Source organism: Arthrobacter sp. ISL-72, from assembly GCF_018613755.1.
Taxonomy (GTDB): Bacteria; Actinomycetota; Actinomycetes; order Actinomycetales; family Micrococcaceae; genus Arthrobacter.
The window spans coordinates 1-14,195 of the sequence record NZ_JAGGPP010000021.1; the positions used below are offsets into that span (position 1 = coordinate 1).

20 protein-coding genes and 1 pseudogene are annotated in these 14,195 nt (G+C 62.6%); 8 read left to right on the top strand and 13 right to left on the bottom strand.

The window, feature by feature from the left end:
- Both J7I92_RS16865 and J7I92_RS16870 read left to right on the top strand, forming a co-directional pair.
- The coding region (locus J7I92_RS16865) for a four-helix bundle copper-binding protein (RefSeq protein WP_214842391.1) at nt 1-331 on the top strand (331 nt) is incomplete at its 5' end.
- Between the two features lie 79 nt (nt 332-410).
- Nucleotides 411-872 (top strand): DUF305 domain-containing protein, encoded by a 462-nt coding sequence (locus tag J7I92_RS16870; protein ID WP_311380405.1) that lies wholly within the window; start codon nt 411-413, stop codon nt 870-872.
- A gap of 385 nt (nt 873-1,257) precedes the next feature.
- Here J7I92_RS16870 and J7I92_RS16875 read toward each other — a convergent pair whose 3' ends face one another.
- Complete coding sequence (locus tag J7I92_RS16875) at nt 1,258-1,533, bottom strand: hypothetical protein (protein WP_214842393.1); 276 nt, start codon at nt 1,531-1,533, stop codon at nt 1,258-1,260.
- A gap of 164 nt (nt 1,534-1,697) precedes the next feature.
- Here J7I92_RS16875 and J7I92_RS16880 point away from each other — a divergent pair, with 164 nt between their 5' ends.
- Entirely contained in the window at nt 1,698-2,000 is a 303-nt protein-coding gene (locus J7I92_RS16880; protein WP_214842395.1) for a DUF4193 domain-containing protein, read from the top strand.
- Between the two features lie 122 nt (nt 2,001-2,122).
- Here J7I92_RS16880 and J7I92_RS16885 read toward each other — a convergent pair whose 3' ends face one another.
- The gene (locus J7I92_RS16885) at nt 2,123-3,646 is read right to left on the bottom strand and encodes a SulP family inorganic anion transporter (RefSeq protein ID WP_214842397.1); all 1,524 of its coding nucleotides are present in this window, start codon (nt 3,644-3,646) and stop codon (nt 2,123-2,125) included.
- A 188-nt stretch (nt 3,647-3,834) separates the two neighbouring features.
- On the opposite strand from J7I92_RS16885, the gene J7I92_RS16890 reads away from it, so the two are divergent.
- The gene (locus J7I92_RS16890; RefSeq protein WP_214842399.1) at nt 3,835-4,221 is read left to right on the top strand and encodes a MerR family transcriptional regulator; all 387 of its coding nucleotides are present in this window, start codon (nt 3,835-3,837) and stop codon (nt 4,219-4,221) included.
- Nucleotides 4,222-4,300: 79 nt separating this feature from the next.
- Here the strand turns inward: J7I92_RS16890 and J7I92_RS16895 are convergent, their stop codons facing one another.
- The 4 genes from J7I92_RS16895 to J7I92_RS16910 are packed head-to-tail and all read right to left on the bottom strand — an operon-like array spanning nt 4,301 to nt 6,534.
- The gene (locus J7I92_RS16895; RefSeq protein WP_214842401.1) at nt 4,301-4,717 is read right to left on the bottom strand and encodes a hypothetical protein; all 417 of its coding nucleotides are present in this window, start codon (nt 4,715-4,717) and stop codon (nt 4,301-4,303) included.
- A 53-nt stretch (nt 4,718-4,770) separates the two neighbouring features.
- A complete protein-coding gene (locus J7I92_RS16900) occupies nt 4,771-5,526 on the bottom strand; it encodes an SGNH hydrolase domain-containing protein (RefSeq protein ID WP_311380407.1) in 756 nt (251 codons plus the stop codon).
- Nucleotides 5,453-5,872 carry a hypothetical protein gene (locus tag J7I92_RS16905; RefSeq protein ID WP_214842406.1) on the bottom strand — a complete coding sequence of 140 codons (420 nt, stop codon included), beginning with the start codon at nt 5,870-5,872 and terminating at the stop codon, nt 5,453-5,455. Before J7I92_RS16905 ends, J7I92_RS16900 begins: the two co-directional genes overlap by 74 nt.
- Nucleotides 5,854-6,534 (bottom strand): acyltransferase, encoded by a 681-nt coding sequence (locus tag J7I92_RS16910; RefSeq protein ID WP_214842407.1) that lies wholly within the window; start codon nt 6,532-6,534, stop codon nt 5,854-5,856. The genes J7I92_RS16905 and J7I92_RS16910 overlap by 19 nt, the downstream gene beginning before the upstream one ends.
- Between J7I92_RS16910 and J7I92_RS16915 the strand changes: the two are divergent.
- Nucleotides 6,476-6,820, top strand: a pseudogene (locus tag J7I92_RS16915) (ferritin-like domain-containing protein); the annotation flags it as partial. The gene J7I92_RS16910 and the pseudogene J7I92_RS16915 overlap by 59 nt on opposite strands.
- A gap of 205 nt (nt 6,821-7,025) precedes the next feature.
- On the opposite strand, the gene J7I92_RS16920 reads toward J7I92_RS16915, so the two are convergent.
- Nucleotides 7,026-7,607 (bottom strand): flavin reductase family protein, encoded by a 582-nt coding sequence (locus tag J7I92_RS16920; RefSeq protein ID WP_214842408.1) that lies wholly within the window; start codon nt 7,605-7,607, stop codon nt 7,026-7,028.
- A gap of 393 nt (nt 7,608-8,000) precedes the next feature.
- On the opposite strand from J7I92_RS16920, the gene J7I92_RS16925 reads away from it, so the two are divergent.
- Together J7I92_RS16925 and J7I92_RS16930 are read left to right on the top strand one after the other, a co-directional pair.
- A complete protein-coding gene (locus J7I92_RS16925; protein ID WP_311380406.1) occupies nt 8,001-8,384 on the top strand; it encodes a metal-sulfur cluster assembly factor in 384 nt (127 codons plus the stop codon).
- 279 nt (nt 8,385-8,663) lie between these two features.
- Nucleotides 8,664-9,131 (top strand): nuclear transport factor 2 family protein, encoded by a 468-nt coding sequence (locus J7I92_RS16930; RefSeq protein ID WP_214842409.1) that lies wholly within the window; start codon nt 8,664-8,666, stop codon nt 9,129-9,131.
- A gap of 195 nt (nt 9,132-9,326) precedes the next feature.
- On the opposite strand, the gene J7I92_RS16935 is transcribed toward J7I92_RS16930, so the two are convergent.
- The 3 genes from J7I92_RS16935 to J7I92_RS16945 form a co-directional block, all read right to left on the bottom strand.
- Nucleotides 9,327-10,361 carry a nitronate monooxygenase family protein gene (locus J7I92_RS16935; protein WP_214842410.1) on the bottom strand — a complete coding sequence of 345 codons (1,035 nt, stop codon included), beginning with the start codon at nt 10,359-10,361 and terminating at the stop codon, nt 9,327-9,329.
- A gap of 552 nt (nt 10,362-10,913) precedes the next feature.
- Nucleotides 10,914-11,384, bottom strand: a complete 471-nt coding sequence (locus J7I92_RS16940; protein WP_214842411.1) for a sensor histidine kinase — start codon at nt 11,382-11,384, stop codon at nt 10,914-10,916.
- Nucleotides 11,385-11,694: 310 nt separating this feature from the next.
- Complete coding sequence (locus J7I92_RS16945) at nt 11,695-12,234, bottom strand: GGDEF domain-containing protein (protein ID WP_251040064.1); 540 nt, start codon at nt 12,232-12,234, stop codon at nt 11,695-11,697.
- Between the two features lie 25 nt (nt 12,235-12,259).
- Between J7I92_RS16945 and J7I92_RS24245 the strand changes: the two genes are divergently transcribed.
- Nucleotides 12,260-12,388, top strand: coding sequence for a hypothetical protein (locus J7I92_RS24245; RefSeq protein WP_285290126.1), 129 nt, complete (start codon nt 12,260-12,262; stop codon nt 12,386-12,388).
- A 619-nt stretch (nt 12,389-13,007) separates the two neighbouring features.
- Here J7I92_RS24245 and J7I92_RS16950 read toward each other — a convergent pair.
- Genes J7I92_RS16950 through J7I92_RS16960 form a run of 3 tightly spaced genes read right to left on the bottom strand, consistent with a single transcriptional unit; the run spans nt 13,008 to nt 13,974 of the window.
- Nucleotides 13,008-13,232, bottom strand: a complete 225-nt coding sequence (locus J7I92_RS16950) for a tannase/feruloyl esterase family alpha/beta hydrolase (RefSeq protein ID WP_214842414.1) — start codon at nt 13,230-13,232, stop codon at nt 13,008-13,010.
- Nucleotides 13,229-13,600 carry a tannase/feruloyl esterase family alpha/beta hydrolase gene (locus J7I92_RS16955; protein ID WP_214842416.1) on the bottom strand — a complete coding sequence of 124 codons (372 nt, stop codon included), beginning with the start codon at nt 13,598-13,600 and terminating at the stop codon, nt 13,229-13,231. The genes J7I92_RS16950 and J7I92_RS16955 overlap by 4 nt, the downstream gene beginning before the upstream one ends.
- Complete coding sequence (locus J7I92_RS16960) at nt 13,597-13,974, bottom strand: tannase/feruloyl esterase family alpha/beta hydrolase (protein WP_311380408.1); 378 nt, start codon at nt 13,972-13,974, stop codon at nt 13,597-13,599. Before J7I92_RS16960 ends, J7I92_RS16955 begins: the two co-directional genes overlap by 4 nt.
- Nucleotides 13,975-14,195 lie beyond the last annotated feature (221 nt).

Sequence of the window (14,195 nt, forward strand, 5' to 3'; positions counted from 1 at the left end):
TCCTACTCGGGGGCCCAACCACGCCCAGACCTGCACGGCCTGCGCCGACGCCTGCCTGAGCGAGGACATGGTCGCAGAACTGACCAAATGCATCCGCACCAACCTGGACTGCGCAGACATCTGCGCCGCCACCGGGAACGTCCTCTCACGCCACACAGGCTACGACGCCAACATCACCCGTGCGGCACTGGAAGCCTGCCGCACCGTGTGCAAGGCCTGCGGGGATGAATGCGAACAGCACGCCTCCATGCAAGAGCACTGCCGGGTCTGCGCGGAAGCGTGCCGACGCTGCGAACAGGCCTGTGCCGATCTCCTCGCCTCCCTCGGCTAGTGGATCCGGCGGCTTCCTGGCATGCAGCTGCCAACAGCAGCTGGATGCCAGCCGCCGCCACTAAAACCCCGCGGCGGGCGTGAAAGGGAGGACCACCCTGAAAAACAGCTACGCCAAACTCGCACTCACCCTGGGCATCAGCTTCGTCATCATGCTGCTGCTCACTTACTCGATGATCCGCAGCTGGGACCACTTCTACCTGAACCTGGCCAACACCTACATGGCCCTGATGATGGTGGCACCCATGGCCATCCTGATGATCTTTGTCATGTGGAGCATGTTCAAGAACAAAAGGCTCAACATCATCCTCACGGCCGCGATGGCGGTCCTGTTCGCCGTGATCTTCGCGTTCGGCAGGGCTGAGACGTTCATCGGGGATGCGCAGTTCCTCAAATCCATGATTCCCCACCATTCACGGGCCATCCTGATGTGTCAGGAAGCAGACATCACGGATCCGGAAATCAAAGACCTCTGTGCACAGATCGTCTCTTCGCAGCAGAAGGAAATCGACCAGATGAAATCCATCCTTGAACGCTACTAGCACTCGGCTCACGGTCGCCGGGCAGCAGCTTCACAGTGCCGGCAACGAAGCACTCACACCGGAGAGGTAAGCATGAAATTCACGCAACTATCAGGGCGGCATCGAGGCGCCCCGTTTATACGTCGGTGGCTTTGTGGTTCGGATAAGGGGCGCGGCAGGTGGCGGTCGGGAAGATCCGGGCCTGCGGCGCATGCTGTCCACACACGTCCATTGTGGTGAGCCCATGCAAAGGCTCGCCGGCCACTCTGCTGTTTCGCGACAACTCCCGGACGGCGAATCAGACTCACGTGCAGCCGCCGGCACTGTGACATATCGGTGTGCGTGCGGTTTCACCTTTGACCAGCGGCCGGAAGCACCCGGTCCTGGAATGGGTGTCTTGCGCTGATCAGTGATGACCTGATCCGGTGGTGCCGAACATCAGGGTTCGCCGGGGAACGTCGTAAAACACGGTTTCTGAGGTCGACAGCAGATGCTGAAGGTTGTCGGCGTCCTGAGCGTCCAGTGTGGGCACTTCCTCCCATGCCCCCTGGTCAAGGATCAGTTGTAGCGTCCAGGTCCCGGGCCTGCCAGGCTCGCCTGCTACCCAACTGAACTGGTAGTGGCTGACCTGGCGGACCTTAATGCTGTCATCGGTCAGCGGCTGCTTCGGTGTAGGGGTCATGGTCTTCTCCTGAACACGCATTGTTGGCTCCGGGATCCACGGCAATGGCATCCCCCCAGCAATCTAGTCCGAGACCCTGGACAGGACCAGACTCCAACCATTCCAGGCTTCCCATGCGGTAGCGTCCAGTCCAATAAATTTCCATTCGAGGAAGGAGCCCGACTGTGGCTACCGACTATGACGACGTCCGCCCCGAGGTGGCCGACACACGAAATGCCTCGCTGGAGGCGCTGAAGTCGGCCAACGCACCGGACGCCCGCAGTGTTGTCAGCGAGCTGGAAGAAACGGACACCGCCGAAGGCATCGAACTGCCTGGCGCGGACCTGTCCGGCGAAGAACTGACCGTGGTCGTCGTCCCCCGCATGGAGGATGAGTTCATCTGCCAGTCCTGTTTCCTCGTGCGGCACAGATCCCAGATAGCCGAAGTAAGAGACGGCCTGGCGTATTGCATCGAATGTGAAGGCTGAACCTCACGCCGGCTTTTGAGCATCCTCGACCTGAAACGTCCGTTTACTTCGGTTGGGATCGCCAACACAGGGAAGGCCTCCGCCTCTCGAGCGGAGGCCTTCCATGTGCTGCATGGCTATTCTTAGTGGCCTGCGCCGAGTTTGCCGCCGAGGCGTTCGCGCATGACGATGCTGGCGTCATTGAGGCCAATGACCTTCACGTCTGTGCCGTGGCGGTGGTACTTCTCCGTGATGGCATCGAGGGCCGCGATCGTGGAGGCGTCCCAGAGATGGGAGGCGTGCATGTCGATGATCACGTGGTCCGGGTCCAGGGCGTATTCGAACTGGGTGTAGAGATCGTTGGAGGAGGCGAAGAACAGTTCGCCGTTCACAACGTAAGTGGCTGTTTCCTGCCCATCGATGGTTTTAACGGTGCGTTCGACAGTCACGAAGTGCGCTACCCTGCGGGCGAAGAGCACCATGGCGACGAGCACGCCGACACCGACGCCAATGGCGAGGTTGTGGGTGGCGACGGTGACGATCACGGTGGCGAGCATGACCATGGTTTCGCTCTTGGGCATCATCTTCAGGGTGCGTGGGTGGATGCTGTGCCAGTCGAACGTGGCCCAGGAAACGAAGATCATCACCGCCACCAGCGCCGCCATGGGGATCACAGAGACGACGCCGCCGAGGGCGACGACGAGGATGAGCAGGAACACGCCGGCAAGGAAGGTCGAGATCCGGGTTCGCGCGCCGGAGGCCTTGACGTTGATCATGGTCTGGCCGATCATCGCGCAGCCGCCCATGCCGCCGGTGAACCCGGTGACGATGTTCGCGACGCCCTGGCCCCAAGCCTCACGGGTCTTGTAGGACCGGGTGTCCGTGACGTCGTCAACCAGTTTGGCGGTCATCAGTGATTCGAGGAGCCCGACGAAGGCCATGGCGAGGGCGAACGGGAAGAGGACCTGCAGGGTTTCGAGGGTGAACGGGACGTTCGGGATGAACAGGCCGGGCAGGGAGTCCGGCAGTTCGCCCTTGTCACCGACAGTGGGGACGGCGATGGATGCGAGGACCGTGATGAGTGTCAGAACAACGATCGCCACGAGTGGAGCAGGCACTGCCTTGGTGAGTTTGGGCAGGCCGAACACGATCACCAGTGCCAGGGCCACCAGCGGGTAGACGAGCCACGGAACGTTGATCAGTTCGGGGACCTGGGACATGAAGATCAGGATGGCCAGGGCGTTGACGAAGCCCACCATGACGGAGCGGGGAATGAAGCGCATCAGCTTCGCCACCCCGGATAGCCCGAGGATGATCTGGAAGATCCCGGCGAGGATCACGGCGGCGATGAAGTAATCCACACCGTGGGACTTCACCAGCGGCGCGATGACCAGGGCGATCGCGCCGGTGGCCGCGGAAATCATGGCCGGGCGGCCACCGACAAAGGCAATCGTCACCGCCATCGTGAAGGACGCGAACAGTCCAAGCCTTGGATCCACGCCGGCGATGATCGAGAAGGCAATCGCTTCCGGGATCAGCGCCAATGCGACCACGAGGCCGGCGAGGACTTCGGTCTTAAGCCGACGCGGGGACTTCAAGGTTTCACGAACAGACTGCAGCTGTTCAGGGGTGAACGCCGGGGGGTGTTCGGCGGTTTTGACGGCCATTACTGGCTCCGTTCATGGTCAAGAAGACACGCGGCAGCGGCTTCGAATGTTCAAGGAGAAAAAGGGGGCGCATCACCGCGCCGGGAAAGAGATCGTCAGGAACTAGGCTGGGACGTCTACACCCATTTCCCCAAGTCTACCCTAACGTGGTGGTAGAGTTTAGGTCGGACAACGACGGAGGTCTTTTGATGACGGAACGGATCAGCAGCCGCACCATGCACATCGGCGAACTTGCTGAAAGGACCGGGCTGTCCCTGAGGACCATCCGCCATTACGACGAGGTGGGGCTCCTGCCGGCCACCGGACGCACTGAGGGCGGCTTCCGGGTCTATGCCGAGAACGACGTCGAGCGGCTGACAATCATCAAGCAGATGAAGCCCCTGGGATTCTCGCTCGAGGAGATGGCAGAGATCCTGGACATATTGTCCGCCCTGGAATCCGGCGCCCACACCGGCGGGCCGGGTCATGAGAAGCTCGCGGAGTTTATGGAGCGGGCCAAAAACCAGCGTGCCAAGATGGCGCGGAATCTTGCCCAGGCCGATGACTTTATTCAACGTATGGGCAAGAACACCTGAGAAGCTGTGCGTGCCGGAAAGAACTGACTCCTCTGCCCGGCCCGCACTAAGGATTCCACGCCGGGTATCCAGCGCCTGTTCAGGCGATGAGCCAGGTGTAGCGGTTTGTGAGTGCGCGGATCAGCTCTTGTTTTGAGGCCTGTTGCTCCGTGGTGACCACCGGACGGCTCTGCAGTGCCTCGGCGAATATCCCGAGCCGCACGCGGTAGCGGCCGGCAATTTCGGATGCGGGGAAGCGGCTCAGGGTGTCCATCACCCGGACCATGTCGCGCATCTCCTCGAGCCGGAAATTCAGTACGGTCATCGCATTGAGGATTTCCAGCAGCGGGATTTGTTCCGTGCCGAACAGCGGGCCGTGCTCGGGATCGTTTTCGAGGAGTCTGATGATTCTGAGAGCGACGAGGTGGTCGATCGACTCAGGGGGGATGCCCGCTGCTGCGGCGGCCCCGCCAAGATCCAGCGGGTTGTTGTCGGATGCGGTCTCAAAGGATTTCACTCTGGCTCCTGATGTATCTGTGGTGGAGGTGATGCCGGACGTCGTCGCTCTGGTTATCCCTTCCAGCCTGTGGCGGTCAAGAGTTTGCGCTTCAGTGCGGGGGTCATGGTTTCGACGTAGGTTTTGTTGAGGTGGTCGTGGTCGCGGTAGACGTATACATTGCCCACGACTCCCGGGCGTGCAGTGTCGGTGCAGATGCTGTCGGTGACGTCGACGGAGTGCAACAGCGGTTCGCGCACGGACAGTTCTTCCAGGGGGTTTACTTTGAGCAGGACGTCGTCTCTGGCGGGGTTGCACGTGGGGGAGTCCTGGCCGTGGAGTCCGACGCAGGCGAACATGTTGTAGGGAAACCGTGGGTTGTCGCGGACGGCGAGTACTTCGATGCCGGCGTCAAGGAATGGCCGGATGCCGTCCTCGTACGCGGGAACACGTCCTTCCCGCGGCTCCTCCTGGTAGCTCAGTGTGCCGTGGGTGAGGACAGCGTCCGGGGAGAGTGCAAGCACATAGTCCCGGGCAGCCTTGTTCCGCTCGTTGCACTTCCGGTCACGTGAGGGTGACTCGGCGCCGTAGCGGCAGGCGTTCCTGAGCAGGGAGATCACCCTCCAGTTATGCTCCCGGGCAATAGGTGCCAGTGCCGGCATGAGCTGCTGTGCGTGCGAGTCGCCGATCACAACGATTGTCTTGGTGGCGGCAGTGCCGGGTTCGATCTGCTGGCAGGACTCCAGTGCGGAGTTCTCAGGAGCGTAGTCCGTGGTGCAGGCGGGTCCGGCGTTGCCCCATTCCTCGTCCAGTGCGGTTTCGGCGGGGATGAGGGGGCGCGTCGGGAAGGTCCTGCTGGGCGTATCCGTGTTCCAGTGCGGCGGCGCCGGGGTTGAGGTGGGTTGCCTGCACGCGTAGTTGTCGTTCCGTAAGTCCTATGCGGGTTTCCCACCCGCCCAGAGGGATGGCGACGGCGACCCCCAATGCGATGGTGATCCCGGCGCTGCGACGCTTGCGCCGGTGCATCCAGCCCCATGACCGCAAGGGGCTTTCCACGAGCCGGGTGGTCAGCCAGGCGAGGACCGCCGAGACCCCGATGATGAAGGCACCTGCCATTGCCGTGACTTCGCCTGCCCTAGTGAGGACCAGGTAGCTGATCAGATCCGCCAGTGCCACAGATACAGGGCGTAGGAGATCCTCCCGAGTTTGCGGACCGGCCCGGCTGTCAGGACGCGGTCTGCTCCCAGGCGGTGGCCGGTCCGTCCTGCGGTGATGACCATGGCTGCGCCGAGGGTGGGGATGAGCGCGGCCCATCCCGGAAACTGGTTGACGACCTGGATCACTGCCCCGCAGAGCAGGATCGCGGCGAGCCCGACCCATCCCAGCACGATCCGCGGCAGCATTCCCGGCCGGAGGTAGGGCAGTGCCAGGGCCAGCAATGATCCCAGGGCGAATTCCCACAGGCGGGTCCGGGTGTCGAAGTAGGCAAAGGACTGGTGGGCGGCTGTTTCGCGGATCGAGAAGGCCAGTGAGGCGGCGAATATTGTGCCGAACATGACGGTGGCGAGGGCGCGGAACGGGATTCCGGTGAGACGCGCCGCTGCAGCAGTACCCAGCAGCAGGATGGGCCAGAGGATGAACACCTGGCCCTGGACCGAGAGTGACCAGAAGTGCTGGAAGGGGCTTGCGGTGGATGCCTCGGCGGCCTGGTAGTTCGCCGCGCCGAAGGCCATGGCCCAGTTCTGCAGATAGAACAGTGACGCCCATGCGTGTTCGACCAACGCGGAGGAACCGCTGGCCCTTGCCCTCGCGCAGGAACAGGAAGTCACCGAGAACATCAAGGATCTCTTCGCCGCGGCCAGGGCGGAAAGCGATGCCCTGGGCGAGCAGTTTATGCTTTGGTTCCTCAAGGAACAGGTCGAAGAGGTCGCCTCGATGACCACGCTGCTGAACATCGCCCGGCGCGCGGACAACCTCTTCGACGTCGAAAACTTCCTCGCCCGCGAACGTGTCGGCGGCCACGGACATGGCGGGCATCCCGGACATGGCGGGCACCACGCCGGTCATCACGGTGGAGGGGCTCACGACTCCGGCACACCGGAAGCCGCCGGAGGCTCACTCTGACACCCATCCCCCGCGGCATCAGGGCGGTCCATCACACGGGTCCAGGACACCTGGAATACCGGACTCGTCTGCCTTAGCGGCGCTGGACGGACTCAGTCCGGCAAGCCGTTCGATGATCCGCGGCCCGCCCCACGCCCGCCGCCAATGACGGGCGGTTCCGGGCAGGCGGAGCGGACCTCGGGACCGTCTGATGGGCTGCAGTCCTCTAACCGACCGTTGAATCAGCACTGAGCGAATGCCAGGAACGGTTGTGATACACGAGCGGACCGGCCTGATCGGCATCACGGACCGCCGCGGATGCGATATTGACCTGCAGCACATGCACGGCGACCACGGTGGAGTCACCGGCATCCATCTCGTTGACAATTCTCCCTCGCAGCCAGGCATTGGCCCTGGGCAGAACGGGCTCCCCGGTGACCAGGCGGGACCAGGTGGAGGTGTCTTCAAAGCGGTCAATGCCGCCGGTGGCGAATGTTTTCGCAAGGTCAATCTGGTCTGCGCCCAGCAGATGGACGACAACGGTCCCTGCCCCGCGGATTGCGGGCGCGGAGGCTGAGTGCGCGGAGAGGGAGAAGACCAGCAGCGGCGGATTGACCGAGACGGAGATGACCGAGCTTGCCGTCAGACCTACCGGACCGCCGGCGCCTTGGGCGGTGATGATGGAGACGCCGGCCGGATGGTTGCGGAAGGCTGCTTTGAAGTCCTCGACGCTGAGCATTTCGGCATAGTGGCTTTTGGCCGCATGAGGCAGCTGGCGGGTTGCGAGGACGTGCTGGGGGGGTGCCATTCAAGGTCCTTGGGGTTTGAGGGGGGACGGGTGGGCCTCCACTGCTCGTCCGCAGTGAAGGGCCGCCCCTGGCGCAACACACTGCTTGAGACTGGGTGTATTCACGGCGTCGCTTTCCATCTATGATCACAGGATGACGGTTACTTAGGTAAGGCTTACCTTGTTTCCGCTGAGGACTGTATCAAGAATTTTGAAATACATAACAACCGCATGACGTCATAGAAGGACCTGTGAAGACACTCCGCGCCGACCGTGTCGCTTATGGGTAGCACCTAACTTCTTCGGCGACGGGCCAGACCGCAGACGAGGACGGCCGGCAGCTTTGCTGGCCGTCGTAAAGGAAGGGTTACGACCGGCCGCAAGGTGGCGGCGTGCGCAAAGGGATAAGGACCAGTGTCTGAGACAGAGATCAGCCCTTCAACGGCAATAAACCCCGCCTCGGCCCGCCTTGAGGATGTCGAAGAGGCCCTCAAGGACGTTATCGACCCCGAACTGGGCGTCAATGTCATCGACCTTGGGCTTCTCTACGCTCTCGAGTATGGGCAGGACAACACACTGTTGATCAAAATGACGCTGACCTCAGCGGCCTGCCTCTTGACGGAGGTGATCGAGGAGCAGGTCGGCAACGCACTGAACGGCGTCGTCGACCAGTGGCGTGTGAACTGGGTCTGGATGCCGCCCTGGGGTCCGGACCGGATCACTGACAACGGCCGGGAACAGATGCGGGCCGTGGGATTCTGCCCGGAATGTTCGGGTGACCAGCGCCCGATGGCCTGAGATGAGGTCGGCCGGGAATCCACACCAGGCATTCAAGTACCAGACACGTCTTTTTGATTTGGTCACGTCGCCCTCCGCCGCTAGCCTCCTATGACTTGAGAGCGTTGGGGTTTCGCAGCGGGTTCTTGAACGGGTGAGAACCCGTGCTGACCATGAGTCGCCGGCTCTCGTCGACCAGCGATAGCCGTCCTCGCAGTGGAAGAGTGATGACTGCAGCCTCGGGCCTAGGTGGTCCGATGATGGCCTGGAATCTGTTGTTGGTCAGTTCCATCATCCTTGATGACCAGGCAGTTGCTGTTGCCAACCAGCGGCCTGACCTTCAGCATTGAGTGCATGGGCAACGATCCGGAGGCAGTGGCGCAACGGTGGGTCAGGGCCTTGTCGTTACATGACCTGGAAACAGCGGTGGATTGCTTCGACAGGGCCTACCGTGACGAAGCTCCGGCACGCCGCGGCGAATCCGTCCAAGGGCAGGACGCTGTCCGGAAAAATTTCCAGACACTGCTCAGTGACCTGCCTGACCTCACGGCGAAAATTTTCCGGACAGTATCAGACGGGGACGAGGTGTGGATGGAGTGGGGCATGCGCGGAACCCGCCGGGATGGTACGGTCATGGAGTTCGTGGGGGTCAACATCTTTAAGGTCCTAGACGGCAGGTTCAGTTCCGGCCGGATCTATACGGAAATTGTGCGCGATGCCGGCGGTATTCAGGCGCAGATTGACCGTATGGCCAAGGGGACTCCGTAAGAGCCCATGCTGTGGGCCGATCGCCGCAGGATCCGGCAGGGCAGCCAACATTGCTGACCAAGGTGCCCGGACGACGGGACAGGTGCCAGAATTTCCTGGGGAACCGGCCGATATCGTCCTTTCCCCAGCCTCCCGGTCAATGCCGCAGCCCCGATCGCCGGCAGCTCCAACCCGAAGGTTCGGCTTCCGCGTACCTCAGCTATAAAGGCGGGAGGTGCTCTCCAGCGCTTCGGTGGCCTGCACGATAAGTCGTCGGACTATGTCCCGGGCCGGCAGGATCTCTCCGATCAGGCCGGCCGACTGTCCCGTGAACGGCACGAACCGCTCCATGTTTTGCTGCTGTATGGCGCTCATGATCTCTCCTTGGAGACGCGAGGCATCAGCGGCCGCATCCGCGCGCCGGCCTTGCCATTGATCGATGAATGGTGTTTCGAGGGCCCGGGGAACAACATCGAAGGCACCGCCGCCCGGTTTGCCGAAGATGTCATCCCACACGTCCACTTTCACAGCGTTCTGGGAACCGGCCGCCAAAATGGCCCGTTTCCATTCGTCGCTGATCGCCGCCTCTTCCGAAGCGAGGAACCGGGTACCAAGGTTCACGCCCTGCGCGCCGAGCACAAGGGCAGCAGCCAAGCCCCTGCCATCGGCGATTCCTCCGGCTGCCAGGACCGGCACCGGACTCACAGCATCCACCACCTGGGGGACGAGGGCCATCGTCGAGACCTTGCCGCCGAAGCCCCCTGCCTCGGTTCCCTGGGCGATGATCACATCAACTCCCCGCTCAGCGACCAGAAGCGCCTGTTCTACCGTATGCACCTGCTGGATAAACAGGGCACCCGCCTCATGTGCACGGGAGGGTAAATCGCCCGGATCACCCAGGGCAAGGGACACGACCGGCGCGTGCACCTCAAGGGCGATGTCGAAGGACTCGGGATGCTGTTGAAGCCAGGGCTGCGTGAAGTTGACCGCAAACGGACGGTCGGTCAGAGTGCGCAGAACGGCCAGTTGTTGCCGCAGGTCTTCAGGTGACCGGGCCGCGCCGCCCAGGCTGCCCAGCGCGCCGGCATTGGACACCGCGGCCGCCAGTTCGGAGCCGCTGCCGAACGGTCCCATGCCTGCCTGAATAATAGGGTGTTCGACTCCGACCGCTTCGCAAAAGGCTGTCCGAAGCATTTCGTTCCTCCCGGAGAAGCGGTTGATCAGGCCGATTTTACGCCCCGACGCGGTCATTTTGTTCGGCTGCCGCCGCGAACAACCAACCGGAACCAGCAGCCAGAGGAACCCGACCTGTCCCCGCCCCGAAGACGCAGCCTCCGGGCCCCCCACCGAAAGACGCCAGCTTCGCTGCACAATCCCGTGACCGCGGTCATGGCGGCGACGAACAGCCGAATCGGGCCCGACAAGGGCGGCCAGCGCGGTCTGATTCTGGAACCGCAGCGCCCCGGCCAACGCTGCAACCCAGCCGAGGTCAGCAGGACCGCGCCGGGCACCACAAGAAACATGAACCGGACTGTACACGCCAGCGGCCAAGCCCGACATGCGAAGTAACGCAGCCCTGCTACAGGGGCGCTTTTGAGTCTCTGAAGCCATCCGTAGTCAGAGACTCCCCGACTAGCCATCCCCGAAGCCCATCTGGACCTACCGTGACACGGCCCGCTTCCCGGCCCCGGGGGACGGTCCCGGGGTGACGGCACGCTCAGCCGGGACGTAAAGCACCTGCATGATCCTGGGCTTCAAGGGGACAGAGGAGCCGGGCGTGAGCACCCTGTCCGAATTCTGTCGTCAGTCAAGGGGGATGGTGATGGTCACCTGGGTGCCTTTGTCGGGCGCGGAGTCGACGGAGATGGTGCCGGCGGCTTCGTGCACGGCCATGGTCATCAGGCATATGCCGTATCCGTGCTGCCTCCCCGTGGATTGGCCGTTGCAGTTGAAGCCCACGCCGTTGTCCGTGATGGTCAGGCGGACACCGTGGTAGACGGCCGCCAGACGGACGGTCAACTCGGTGGCGTGGGAGTGCCTGAATGCGTTGGAGAGTGTTTCCTGTGCGGCGTGATAAAGAAGGGTTGCGCAGATGGCCGGTATCTCGACGCCGTGGTGCGGGGTCTCCCAGCGTACGCAGACACGTTTCTGGCGCAGCGGAACAGTGAGTTTGTCGATGCAGCCGGCGAGGCCCAGGGCGTGAAAGTCAGCCGTGAGATCGTCTTTGATGACTACACCGGCGGTACGTTCGTCCAGAGCTGCTGTTTGGCTCATGACTTTCCCTGCTTCCTTGCATCCCATACTTTGTATTCGCCCACCAGGTCCCGTTGGATCGGTGTGCCCTTGGATCAATAGTGGCTTGCCGGCATCAAGGATTCCGGCGGTTATCCGCAGCTTGGGGGAAGGTTTCCGGCAGGGTTTAGGTAAATCTGGCCGCGACCGGCCCCAGGGCTCGTGGGTAGCGGCCTGTCAGTCGTCGACTACGCCGTGTGAGCGAGATGTGGTCTTTTCCGGGCCTGGATCGGTTGGTTCGCCGGGTTCCAGCCGAAGAGAGCAAAGGAGCGGCGAGCCACTTTCCGGCGCGTCAGTTCAGGTCGTCCCGGGCTGTGCGGTTTCGTCCCGTTGCTTTTGCCCGGTACAGGGCGGAATCGGCTGATGCGATCATCGTTCGCAGGTCAACGGTGCCGGAGTTGTTGGACGCGATGCCGTAGCTGACGGTCGGATATCGGACGTTCTCCGGCGGGTTCCAGGCGGCAAAGCGGTGGCTTATGTCCCGGGCGAGGGATTCGGCGCGGTCCGGGTCGGCGCCTGGAAGAAAGAGGATGAATTCCTCTCCGCCGTATCTTCCCACGAGGTCTGTGGAGCGCACCGTGGCCGTGCAGGCTGCGGCGAAGGCTTGAAGAACCAGATCTCCTGCGGGATGCCCGTATCTGTCATTGATGGCTTTGAAGTGGTCAAGGTCAGCGAGAACAACAAACGCCGGGGCGCGCGTGAGGCGGAGGCGGCGCAGGTCAGCGGCGGCGAGGGTCAGGAACGTCGTGCGGTTCAGGACGCCTGTCAGGCCGTCGCGTGTGGCGCGGTCGTTGAGGTCTCGTGTTAGTTGTTCATAACTGAGTGCCGCCATGCTGAAAGATACAAGCTGAACTGACATGCGGACGCCCGCGTGGTCGTCACTGCTGATCGCATCGACCGAAATGGCCCTCGCCGGCCACCTCAACCAGGTCAGCACCCAATGGGCCTCACGCGAAGAAGTCGACTCACGCGGTGACGAAGACTGAGCTCGCTCACGCTCACAGCAAACGGATAGCTGGCAGTCGCACCAGGGTGGCGAATGGGACCCATGAGTCCCTCTCCAAGTAAAGCGCCTGTCAGTCGAGCCTTGCCCGGGCGCGCCTTATCGTGTGGCCATGAGAGTGTTGTCTAACAACACGGGAGCTGCAATGTTCTTGAGACCCGCAGCCCCATCAGCCTTCTCCAGCACGCGCGATGGGCACAGCGGATGTCCATCGCTAAAGGGGGATCATGACCAGCGCGTTCAGAACCATGAAGACCGGCCCTGGACCTGAGGAGCCGGCGAAACCGGTCGTTGTGAATCGATCGCAGCCCCAACTGCGAAGGGCTTAATTCTCATCGCCGGTTGTCCGTGACAACCCAAAACCGCGACGGATCTTTCGCTACCCGAGTGGTTTCTTGAGAAATTGTGGCCTGCGAAGCCACGCGACCGTGTAGACCGGTCGGGCTTACAGTCGTCAACTATCGCCTGCTGGCGGCCCGCCGCCGACCGAACGGAATCTAACGCTAACCGCGGCGGGGCACCAAGTGCTGGGATCGTTGAAAACCCGCGCATGATGTCGGGTGCCCCACCGCGGTCTTGGATGCCGCTGGCTGCGGAGCCTTTCAGTCCGCCACACAGCGATAGGCGTCTGCGCTCCTTATGTCGCCACCGACATAGCGCGGATAATCCGGATAGCGGCACACCGGCTTGGTCGCCAGCGTCGTGTACGGAGGCAGCCGAAGCTTGGAGCTCAGCACAGGTGCGTCGGGCGGCGTGATGTCCTTCTCGACCCAGTTAGTGGACATTCGGAACAGGTCGACGTACTGCGGAATTGGTTCGCCGGTCACGTGCTTTGACCCTGCCCGCCGTGGTTCCCGTTCGGCAGCACATAGAGCCGGACATGCCTGTCCACCTTGCTCTGACCGAAGCGGCCGACGAGCTCGTCGTAGTACCTCATGGCGATATCCGGATTGGACGAGTAGTCGGAACTCTGCGTCTTGATGATGAGTCGGCCGCCATGGGCGAAAAAGGCGCTCAGGTCCGGGTTGGTCGAGTCGATGACCGCCGATGCGGCCCGGATCTTGGCGGCGAAGGGTGCGACCGCGAAGTTCACGAGGTTGAAGGACGGATCCTTCAAGATGCCGTAGCTCAAGGTGGCACCGGGCTGACCGAGCGCCGGCTGAGTCGATGCATCCGGCTGGGGCGTTACGGTCAACCACCCCGGAAAGCCTCACGCCCGAGACCGTAGCCCGGGAACTCGGTCCAACCGTTAGCGAGCTCGAAGTCGAACTTGGTCGGCGCGTGCATCTGGCTGAGGGTGGAGATCTGCGCGTCCGAGACGCACCCGTTGCCGGTGTCGACTCCGCCGGGGCACCGGATGGCGGCGAACGGTTGCGCGACCTTCACGGCATCGAACCGCGCGTTGCAGCCCAGGTAGTTGCCGATGACGCCGTCGTCGAGCCCATCGAGCGCATCGCACTGCCGCATCACCTCGGCAGCCACGACGCCGTACTTGGCGGGCGGAATCCAGCCTGGGCCCGTCTGCACGGTGGCCAGCAGCGTCTTGTGGATGACGACCCCTACCGCAATCGAAGCATCTCAACGGAGGTGCTTCACCGACTGCGAGGCAGTGCCCGTTAACGTGTCCCGGCGTGGCTCTGACCAGGTGTTTTGTACTGTCGGGCGGGGGTGGAGTCGAGGAGGGACCGACGAGTAGCGACTTAAGAGGTTATCGAAGCATGCCTCAGTACGTGCTTCGCCAGATCTCCGCCAACTAGGGGAGAAGCTCCACCAACCAGGGAGAGAAGCAA

Bases quoted from the DNA above. Each gene is read 5' to 3' on its own strand.
- J7I92_RS16930 (WP_214842409.1), top strand. From the start codon at position 8,664: ATGACCAGGCAGTTGCTGTTGCCAACCAGCGGCCTGACCTTCAGCATT.
- J7I92_RS16940 (WP_214842411.1), bottom strand. From the start codon at position 11,384: ATGAGCCAAACAGCAGCTCTGGACGAACGTACCGCCGGTGTAGTCATC.
- J7I92_RS16945 (WP_251040064.1), bottom strand. From the start codon at position 12,234: ATGGCGGCACTCAGTTATGAACAACTAACACGAGACCTCAACGACCGC.
- J7I92_RS24245 (WP_285290126.1), top strand. From the start codon at position 12,260: ATGCGGACGCCCGCGTGGTCGTCACTGCTGATCGCATCGACCGAAATG.
- J7I92_RS16885 (WP_214842397.1), bottom strand. From the start codon at position 3,646: ATGGCCGTCAAAACCGCCGAACACCCCCCGGCGTTCACCCCTGAACAG.
- J7I92_RS16935 (WP_214842410.1), bottom strand. From the start codon at position 10,361: ATGACCGCGTCGGGGCGTAAAATCGGCCTGATCAACCGCTTCTCCGGG.
- J7I92_RS16910 (WP_214842407.1), bottom strand. From the start codon at position 6,534: ATGTTCTCGGTGACTTCCTGTTCCTGCGCGAGGGCAAGGGCCAGCGGT.
- J7I92_RS16920 (WP_214842408.1), bottom strand. From the start codon at position 7,607: ATGGCACCCCCCCAGCACGTCCTCGCAACCCGCCAGCTGCCTCATGCG.
- J7I92_RS16875 (WP_214842393.1), bottom strand. From the start codon at position 1,533: ATGACCCCTACACCGAAGCAGCCGCTGACCGATGACAGCATTAAGGTC.
- J7I92_RS16890 (WP_214842399.1), top strand. From the start codon at position 3,835: ATGACGGAACGGATCAGCAGCCGCACCATGCACATCGGCGAACTTGCT.